This window comes from Streptomyces sp. NPDC033131, assembly GCF_055578365.1.
Map to the genome: position 1 here is coordinate 135,473 of NZ_JBVIPA010000004.1, position 8,206 is coordinate 143,678.

An 8,206-nucleotide genomic window follows, 5' to 3' on the forward strand; every position below is an offset into this window, starting at 1 on the left:
TTCACGGCACCCGAGAATCCCGGAGCCGGGATCCGGCTCCGGGACTCGAAGATCACAGAAGTGCGATCAGATACCGGAGACCAGGCTGGTGACCGGGGCGGTGTTCAGGCCGGTCGCACCCTCGACGGTGCCGACGGCGGTGTTGACCAGGCCGGAAACCGGGGCAATGCCGTCCACCAGGCCGGTGACGGTGCCCAGAGCGTTCACGGACAGACCGCCGGAGACGTTGTCGAGCTCGGCGTCGGAGATCTCGACGGTCTCAACCTGGGGGGTGGAGTTCATGATGGAACTTCCCTTCATATGGGTATTCACAAGGGGGGAGCGGCCCCCTCTGGGGGACAGACGGACGGCCGCGACCGCAGGTGCCGGACACCCGTTTCCGAGAAGCCCTGAGCGGCCCCTGCGGTGCGATGGATCAAAGCACGCAGCGGGTCCGGGCTTCCAATCAACCACCTGCCCCACCAGGGCATTTGTGACTCAGCAGTACCCGTCGGTGCAGGATTGCGCACTGCTTGGTGGCGACTTCTTCACACCTGGCACGGCGATGTGCCGGTGCAGGCCCTTGCCCTGGTCGCCGCGAATCCGACACTCCGCGCCAATGACGTGAGGGGCACCCCGACTTGTGCAGATCCTTCGCGTGCGGTGACCTCGTTGGGCATTCGCTGTGCAGATTCCCTGGAGCAAGGATTCGGCCCGGTGTTCACAACGGACCGTTGGCGTCCGGTTGCTGAACGTGTCAGCCCAGTAGTGCGTAGACCGTGCTCGCCCGTGCCGCGATCTGCCCGGACTCCTCGTCCGTCATCGTGATGTCGGCGAACGCCGTCCGACGGCCCAGCTTGGTGACGACCGCTTCGATCAGGACATCCGAACCGGTCACCGCACGCTGGAAGGACGTGGACTGCTGCACCGTCGTCATCGGTCCGTAGGCGCCCCGGGCGGCCGACAGAGCGATCACGGTCGCCGTGTCGGCGGCGGCCATCAGGGCCTGCCCGGACAGCCCGCCGCCCTCCCGGGACAGGCGGTCCGACCAGGGAAGACGCAGGGTCGCCCGGTCGTCCCCCAAGGCCTCGACCCGCAGGCCCAGTCCGAGAACCCACGGGGCGAAGTTGTCGGCGAGGATCGTGTCGGCTTCGGCGGTGGTCATCGTCATATGGGCGATTGTTCCCCGCACCGGGCGGACGTGTGAGAGCCGTGGCCGATTCGGTGTTTCACGCGGTGCGCACGGAAACGGAATTGAACGCCCCGTGCACACCGTGCGTACCCACTGCCATCCAGGCGCCCCAACAACTGCCAGACACCGGCAACAGACTCCGGTCCCTCAGGAGGTCGAGAAGTTTGAGTCACAAGCGAATTCCGAAGCGCAAGGTCGCGATAGCGGCGGGCAGTGTGGTGGCGCTCGGAGCAGCCGCGATCCTGCTGCCCAACGCCAACGCCTCCCAGGACGGCTCTTCGGACAACACCGCCGCCGCGCCCCGGACCCTGAAGGCGGGGGACGCTTCGGATCTCGCCTCGCAACTCGCCGGACTGCTCGGTGACGCGTTCGCCGGTTCCTACTACGACGGCGACAGCCAACAGCTGGTCGTCAACGTCATCTCCGGCGACAACAACAACGTGATCGTCCAGGCGGAGAAGGCGGGCGCGAAGGTCCGCGAGGTCGACAACAGCATCCGCGAACTCGAGGCCGGCGCCCAGACCCTCAAGTCCGAGGCGACCATCCCGGGCACCGCGTGGGCGGTGGACCCCAGGACCAACAAGATCCTGGTCACCGCCGACAGCACCGTCACCGGCGCCAAGTGGGACACCCTGGAGTCGACCGTCGAGAGCCTCGGTTCCGGCATGGCCACCATCAAGAAGTCGGCCGGCACCTTCAAGACCTTCCTCTCCGGCGGCGACGCCATCTTCGGCGGCGGCGCACGCTGCTCCGCGGGCTTCAACGTCACCGCGGGCGACGGCAGCCCCGCCTTCCTGACCGCCGGTCACTGCGGGGTCGCGGAGGCCGCGTGGTCCGACGCGCAGGACGGCGAGCCGATCGCCACCGTCGACCAGGCGACCTTCCCGGGCGACGGCGACTTCGCGCTCGTCAAGTACGACGACCCGGCGACCGTGGCGCCCAGCGACGTCAACGTCGGCGGCGGCCAGACCGTCGCGATCTCCGAGGCCGCGGACGCCACGGTCGGCCTCGCGGTGACCCGGATGGGCAGCACCACGGGGCTGAGCGACGGCGAGGTCCTCGGACTCGACGCCACGGTGAACTACCCGGAGGGCACCGTCACCGGGCTCATCCAGACGAACGTCTGCGCCGAACCCGGCGACAGCGGCGGCTCCCTGTTCACCGAGGACGGTCTCGCCATCGGCCTGACCTCGGGCGGCAGCGGCGACTGCACGGTCGGCGGCGAGACCTTCTTCCAGCCGGTCACCACCGCGCTGGCGGCGGTCGGCGCGACCCTCGGCGCGGGCGACGCGGCGGGCGGCGGCGAAGCCGGCGCGGGCGAAGAGGCCGGCGCGGGCGAAGAGGCCGGCGCGGGCGAAGAGGCCGGCGCGGGCGAAGAGGCCGGAGCCGGTGAAGTCGGCGGCGAGGAAGCCGGCGCCGGTGAAGAAGTCGGCGGCGAAGAGGCCGGAGCGGGCCAAGAGGTCGGCGGTGAGGAAGCCGGTGCCGGTGAGGAGACCGGCACGGGCGCCGAGGACGGACTGACCGAGACCCACTGATCTCCGCGTCGAGAGCGGTTCGCCCCCACTGAGCCGCTCTCGACGCGGAACGACACGGACCGGTTCGGCCCCCCGGCGGGAGGGCCGAACCGGTCCGTTCTGCCGTTCCGGCCCCGCGTCAGCCCGTACCCCGCGCCCGCAGCAGAAGCAGGGCCACGTCGTCGATCCGCTCCCGTGTGGCCACGCTGTGCCGGACGAGTTCGTCGGCCAGCTCGTCCAGGGGCAGATCCCCGGCCTCGGCCAGCCGTCGCCCGAGCGCGGCGAGCGCGTCCTCGATGTCGACGCCGGGCGACTCGATCAACCCGTCGGTGTACAGGACGAGCACGGAGCCGGGCGCGAGGTCCACCTCCGTCGTCGGATACGTGGCCGAGTCGGCGATGCCCAGCAGCGGGCCGCCGGCCAGGTCCAGCACCCGCACCCGCCCGTCGGGCCGGCGCAGCAGGGGTGGCGGATGCCCCGCCCGGGCCATCACGGCCCGCCCCCGGTCCGGATCGAGCCGCAGATACAGACAGCTCGCGAAGAGGTCCGAACCGAGGTCGATCAGCAGCCGGTTGGTGCTGCGCATGACCTCCGCGGGCGGCTGCCCGACGGTCGTGTACGCGCGGACGGCGGTACGGATCTGCCCCATCAGCCCGGCCGCGGTCACGTTGTGGCCCTGCACGTCCCCGATGACCGCCGCCGCCGGACCGCGCATCGGCACCAGGTCGTAGAAGTCGCCGCCGATCTCCATGCCCTGGGTGGCCGGCAAGTAGCGCGCGGCCGCCTCGATACCGGGCAGCAGCGGCAGCGAGTGCGGCAGCAGGGCTTCCTGCAGGCCGTGCGCCAGCTGGTGTTTCGCGTCGTAGAGCACCGCCCGCTCCAGGGCCTGGGCGATCAGGCTGCCCAGGCTCGTCAGCACCGCCCGTTCGTCCGCGGGGAAGGGGTGCGGCTCGGCGTAGGCGAGCACACACGTGCCGACCGGGCGGCCCGAGGCGATCAGCGGCAGATACGCCCAGGACGCGAACCCGTCGGGCGTCGGGTGCCGCGCCGGATACAGCCGCTCCAACTGCTCCCGCGAGTCGAAGAACGCGGGCACCCCGCTGGTCAGAGCGTGCGTGCCCGGGGTCTGTTCGGTCAGCGGCAGCCCGTCGAAACGCTCCACGACGTGCGGGTCCGGGTATCCGCGGTGCCCCAGGACGTGCAGTCGGCCGGCCCGGGAACCGAGGACGACCAGGGCCTGACTGCCCACGGCCGGGGCGATCTCGTCCGCCACCAGCTGGACCACGTCCTGCACGCTCGCCGCCTCGGTGAGCGCCCCGGCCAGACTCAGCACCTGGGAGATGGTCACGAGGCGGGAGGGGGTGTCACCGGGCTGCGGCCCGGCCCGGCTCATCTCCGCCACCGCCCGAGCCCGGCTGATCCGCACACTCAGGCCGGTCGTGCTCGGATACAGGCGGAAGGAGAGCCAGTCGCCGGGCGGGCGCATCGCCACGAACGACGTGGTGTGCTGGCTGAGCAGCGCGGCCCGGTAACGGTCCTCGTACGCCGGGTCGTTGAGCCAGGGAACCGCCGCCCACAGCTGGGAGCCGAGCAGCTCGCTCACGGCCACGCCCATCAGCTCGGCCGCCGCCGCGTTGGCGAAGCCGATCCGCCCGTGCAGATCCAGGGAGCACAGCCCGTACGGCAGCCGCGCCACCATCCGCGCCGCCTCCACCGTGCCGAGCGTGCCGGCCACGCCGCCCACCGTCGGCGCGGCGAGCAGGTCGGGTTCGGCGTGCAGCGGGACGCTCTCCTCGACCGCCCGCTCCAGCCGCAGTGCCAGCCGGTCGCAGGCCGCGGTGAGATGATCGCGCTCCCGGTCGGACAGCTCCGGCGGATGCGATCCGGGCCAGGTCAGGAAGACCGCGCCGTACTCGGTGGACTCCGTGGCGACGGGCACCGCCGCCATCGCGAAGGGGTAGGGCAGCACGACCGCGATCCGTGGATAGCGGCGCGCCATGTCCTCCTCGCCGCCCACCCAGACCAGCCGCCGTTCGCGCACCGCCTCGGCCACCGGGATGGGCGCGCTCAGCCCCACCCGCTCCCAGGGCGCCGCGAACGCCCGGGGCAACCCGGCCATCACCGCCATCTCCAGGACCGACGCGTCGTCCGCCAGCAGATAGACGGCTCCGGAGTGCGCGTGCACCTCGTCCATCATCGACGCCAGTGCGAGCGACAGCAGGGGTCGGCCGACGCGGGTCCTTGCGGTCACCGGCGCCTTCGCGGATGTCCGGCCGTCGGACACGCCGACCACCTCCTCGCCCGACCGGGGTACGGGTCCCTGGGGTCAAATCTCCCTCCTGGCGGCCCACCGCGCACGGCGAGCGGCCGGGCGGCATCGTGCCGGCCCGCGTGCGGGCACACGCATTGCCCGCGTCACGGTGAGGGCGGCCCGTACCCCGTGCGCCCCGGGCCATGCCCCCACAGTCGAAGCGCGCGGCGGTGGACAGGCGCCGCGCGTGCGCCCCCGCGCACCCCGATGGCCGGTTCTCCGCGCCCGCGAACGGTCACGGGCGCGAACAATGGGGCAGGCGCTCAACACAAGGAACCGGCGTACGGCGAGCTGAAGGGGTGGCAGTGATCCGGGTGCTTCTGGTCCACGACGAGTTGCTGGTCCGATCGGTTCTGGCGGAGTGGCTCCGCCGGGAGTCCGACCTGAGGGTGTACGACACCTCCTGGCGCGGCGCGCCCGGACACGTGAGGTCCGTGCGGCCGGACGTCTGCGCGGCCGACCTGGAGTGCGCGGACACCTACGGCATCCCGCCGCTCGGCGAACTCTGCGCGCGCGGCCCGGAACCGGTGCACCCCCGGCTGCTGGTGCTTGCCGGCGCGAACAGGCCCGGCTTGCTCAAACGGGCCGTCGAGGCGGGGGCGCTCGGTTACGTCGACAAGGAGGGTTCGCCGCAGAACCTGGTGCGCGGGATCCGCCGCGTCGCCGAGGGGGAACGTTTCGTCGACGACTCGCTCGGCTTCGGTTTCCTCAAGGCCGCGCAGATGCCGCTGACCCGCAGAGAGCTCAGCGTGTTATCCCTGGCCGCCGAAGGGGCCTCCGTCGCTGAGATCGCCGGGAGCCTGCACCTGTCCCACGGGACGGTGCGCAACTACATGGCGGCCATCACCCGCAAGACCGGGGCCCGTAACCGCGTCGACGCGATCCGCATCTCGCAGGGCGAGGGCTGGCTCTGACCGCCCGGACGGTACGGGCGTCCAGCCGCCGACGAGTTCGCGGTACGGCGCGAAGCCCCGCACCAGCTCCTCGTGCGTCCCGCACGCGGTTCGCCTGCCGTCCATGACCAGCACCCGGTCGGCCCGCCGCGCCGAGCTGATCCGGTGGGCGACGACGACCAGTGTGCCGCCCGGCCGGGCCGCGAAGGCCCGTTCGGCGCGTTCCTCCGCCGCCGGGTCCAGGTGGCAGGTCGCCTCGTCGAGCAGGGCGAGCGGGGCGTGGGACAGATAGGCCCGCGTCAGCGCGATCAGCTGCCGCTCGCCCGCGGAGAGCGCCGCCGGATCCACCCGGGCCCCGGGCCCGCCCAGCGCTTCCAGCAGCGGAGCGAGCCCGACCGCCTCCGCCGCGGCGAGCAGTTCCGGCTCGGGCACCGGGTCGGGCCGGAACTGCCCGAGGTTCTCGGCGAGCGTCCCCGTGAAGACGTACGCCTCCTGCGGGATGACCACGCGCCGGGCGGCGGCCTCGGCCACCGGCATCCCGCACACCCTGATCGTGCCGCTCCGCGGCTGAAGCAGCCCGGCGACCAGTGCGGTGAGCGTGGACTTCCCGATGCCGCTGGGGCCCACGACGGCGAGGTGGGTGCCGGCCGGGAGGGTGAGATCGAGGTGGTCGATGACGGGGGCGGCGGTGGGGCCGTAGGCGAAGGTGACGGAGGCGAGGGAGAGGGCAGGGGCATCGGCGGTGGGTTCCGGGCCCGGCCGCGCGAGAGGCGCGGCGTCCGGGGAGCCGGCCGGCTCGCGCACCAGCCGCCGCAGCACCACGACCAGTCGTGAACCGCTCGTGCCCAGGCCGTGGACCAGGTTGCGCAGGGCGGGGAGCAGCGACTGGGTGACGTAGGCGAGGGCCCCGACCAGGGCGCCCGTGGTGACGCCGTGGTCGAGGAGCCAGGGCGCGGCGGCGAGCAGCAGCACGATCGGGAGCTGGCCGCCGACGGCGAGGGAGGCCACGCGCAGGACGCCCCAGCGGGCGAGGGAGCGGGCGCTCCGGAACTCCGCGTCGATCCGGCGCCCGGTGTCGGCGGCGACCCGGTCCTCCGCGCCGGCGGCGGTGATGTCCCGTAGTCCCGGGCAGACGGCGCCGAGGTCGTCGGCCAGGGCCTCGTCGGCGACGAGGAACGCCTCCTGCCGGCGGGCCAGCGGGCGCAGCGTCGCCGCGAACAGGGCCACCCCGGCGAGCAGTGGGGGGCCGACGACGAGCAGCAGCAGCGGGTCCAGCGAGAACAGGCCGACCAGGGCGCCGACGGAGGTGAACAGGAACGAGCGCGACACCATCACCAGTCCGGCGAACGTGTCCCGGGCGATCTCCACCTGCTGGGTGAGCCCGGACAGCGCCCCGCCGTCCGCCTCCCGCACCCCGCGTGCGACGACCCGGGCGACGAGCCGGTCCCTGAGCGGTTCCACCAGCGCGGCCACCGCGGCGTACACGCGGGCGGTGCCGTACGCGCCGACGACGACCCCCAGACCGGCCACCCCGAGCCAGCCGAGCCCGGCCTCCGGGCGCCCGGCCAGGAACCCCTCGTCCAGGGCGCGGGCGGGCGCGTACCCGGTGAGGAAGGTCTGCCCGGTCTCCAGCACCGACCAGCCCCCGAGCCGCACCAGCACCCCCCACCGCTCCCGCAGAAACCGGACCCCCAGCCGACCGATCCCCCCGTCCACGTCACCGGCCCCCTCGGTCACGACCGCCCCTCCTCCCAGGTGGTTACGTCGGGTCCGGCTCCACCACCGGGTTCAGAGAATCCGCCGGCCCCTTCGTGGCCCTCGGGCCTACCGACCAGGTCGGATACAAGGGGTCCGCCTCCGGGTCCTCCGGGTTCTCCACGGCCGCCAGGTCCTTCGGGGCCACCGGGCCTACCGGATCCACCTCCGGGTTCACTCGGTCCTTCAAGGCCGTCGGGCTTGCCGGGCGGGTCGGATGCACGGGGTCCGCCTCCGGGCTCACCAGGTCCTCTGCGGACACCGGGCCGATCGGGCGGGCCGGATTCACCGGGTCCGCCACGTGACTCACCGGGTCCACCGGGTCCACCGGGTCCACCGGGCCCGCCGGGTTCTCTGGGACCACCGGGCCTACCGAACCTGCCGGATCCACCGGATCCGTCACCGGGCTCACGGGGCTCACCGGGGCCCTCGGGCCTACCGGGCCGCCTGGATCCGTGGGAGTCGTCACGGGGCTCACCGGGGCCCTCGGGCCTACCGGGCCGCCTGGATCCGTGGGAGTCGTCACGGGGCTCACCGGGGCCCTCGGGCCTACCGGGCCGCC

At 73.0% G+C, this 8,206-nt stretch carries 6 protein-coding genes and 1 pseudogene; 2 read left to right on the top strand and 5 right to left on the bottom strand.

All coding sequences use genetic code 11. The features are described 5' to 3' along the window. Positions 1–66: 66 nt before the first annotated feature. The gene (locus ACZ5XS_RS07885; protein ID WP_468648847.1) at positions 67–282 is read right to left on the bottom strand and encodes a type A2 lantipeptide; all 216 of its coding nucleotides are present in this window, start codon (positions 280–282) and stop codon (positions 67–69) included. A 454-nt stretch (positions 283–736) separates the two neighbouring features. After that, on the bottom strand, positions 737–1,150 hold the full coding sequence (locus tag ACZ5XS_RS07890) for a PaaI family thioesterase (RefSeq protein ID WP_468648849.1): 414 nt from the start codon (positions 1,148–1,150) through the stop codon (positions 737–739). Between the two features lie 185 nt (positions 1,151–1,335). On the opposite strand from ACZ5XS_RS07890, the gene ACZ5XS_RS07895 reads away from it, so the two are divergent. Further along, the gene (locus ACZ5XS_RS07895; protein ID WP_468648851.1) at positions 1,336–2,706 is read left to right on the top strand and encodes a S1 family peptidase; all 1,371 of its coding nucleotides are present in this window, start codon (positions 1,336–1,338) and stop codon (positions 2,704–2,706) included. A gap of 118 nt (positions 2,707–2,824) precedes the next feature. On the opposite strand, the gene ACZ5XS_RS07900 is transcribed toward ACZ5XS_RS07895, so the two are convergent. Then, entirely contained in the window at positions 2,825–4,978 is a 2,154-nt protein-coding gene (locus ACZ5XS_RS07900; RefSeq protein WP_468648853.1) for a SpoIIE family protein phosphatase, read from the bottom strand. A 161-nt stretch (positions 4,979–5,139) separates the two neighbouring features. Between ACZ5XS_RS07900 and ACZ5XS_RS07905 the strand changes: the two are divergent. Continuing rightward, positions 5,140–5,826, top strand: a pseudogene (locus ACZ5XS_RS07905) (LuxR C-terminal-related transcriptional regulator); the annotation flags it as partial. On the opposite strand, the gene ACZ5XS_RS07910 reads toward ACZ5XS_RS07905, so the two are convergent. Together ACZ5XS_RS07910 and ACZ5XS_RS07915 are read right to left on the bottom strand one after the other, a co-directional pair. Further along, positions 5,749–7,626, bottom strand: coding sequence for an ATP-binding cassette domain-containing protein (locus ACZ5XS_RS07910; RefSeq protein WP_468648854.1), 1,878 nt, complete (start codon positions 7,624–7,626; stop codon positions 5,749–5,751). The pseudogene ACZ5XS_RS07905 and the gene ACZ5XS_RS07910 sit on opposite strands and share 78 nt — an antisense overlap. A gap of 22 nt (positions 7,627–7,648) precedes the next feature. Then, complete coding sequence (locus ACZ5XS_RS07915; protein WP_468648856.1) at positions 7,649–8,008, bottom strand: hypothetical protein; 360 nt, start codon at positions 8,006–8,008, stop codon at positions 7,649–7,651. Between the last annotated feature and the right edge of the window lie 198 nt (positions 8,009–8,206).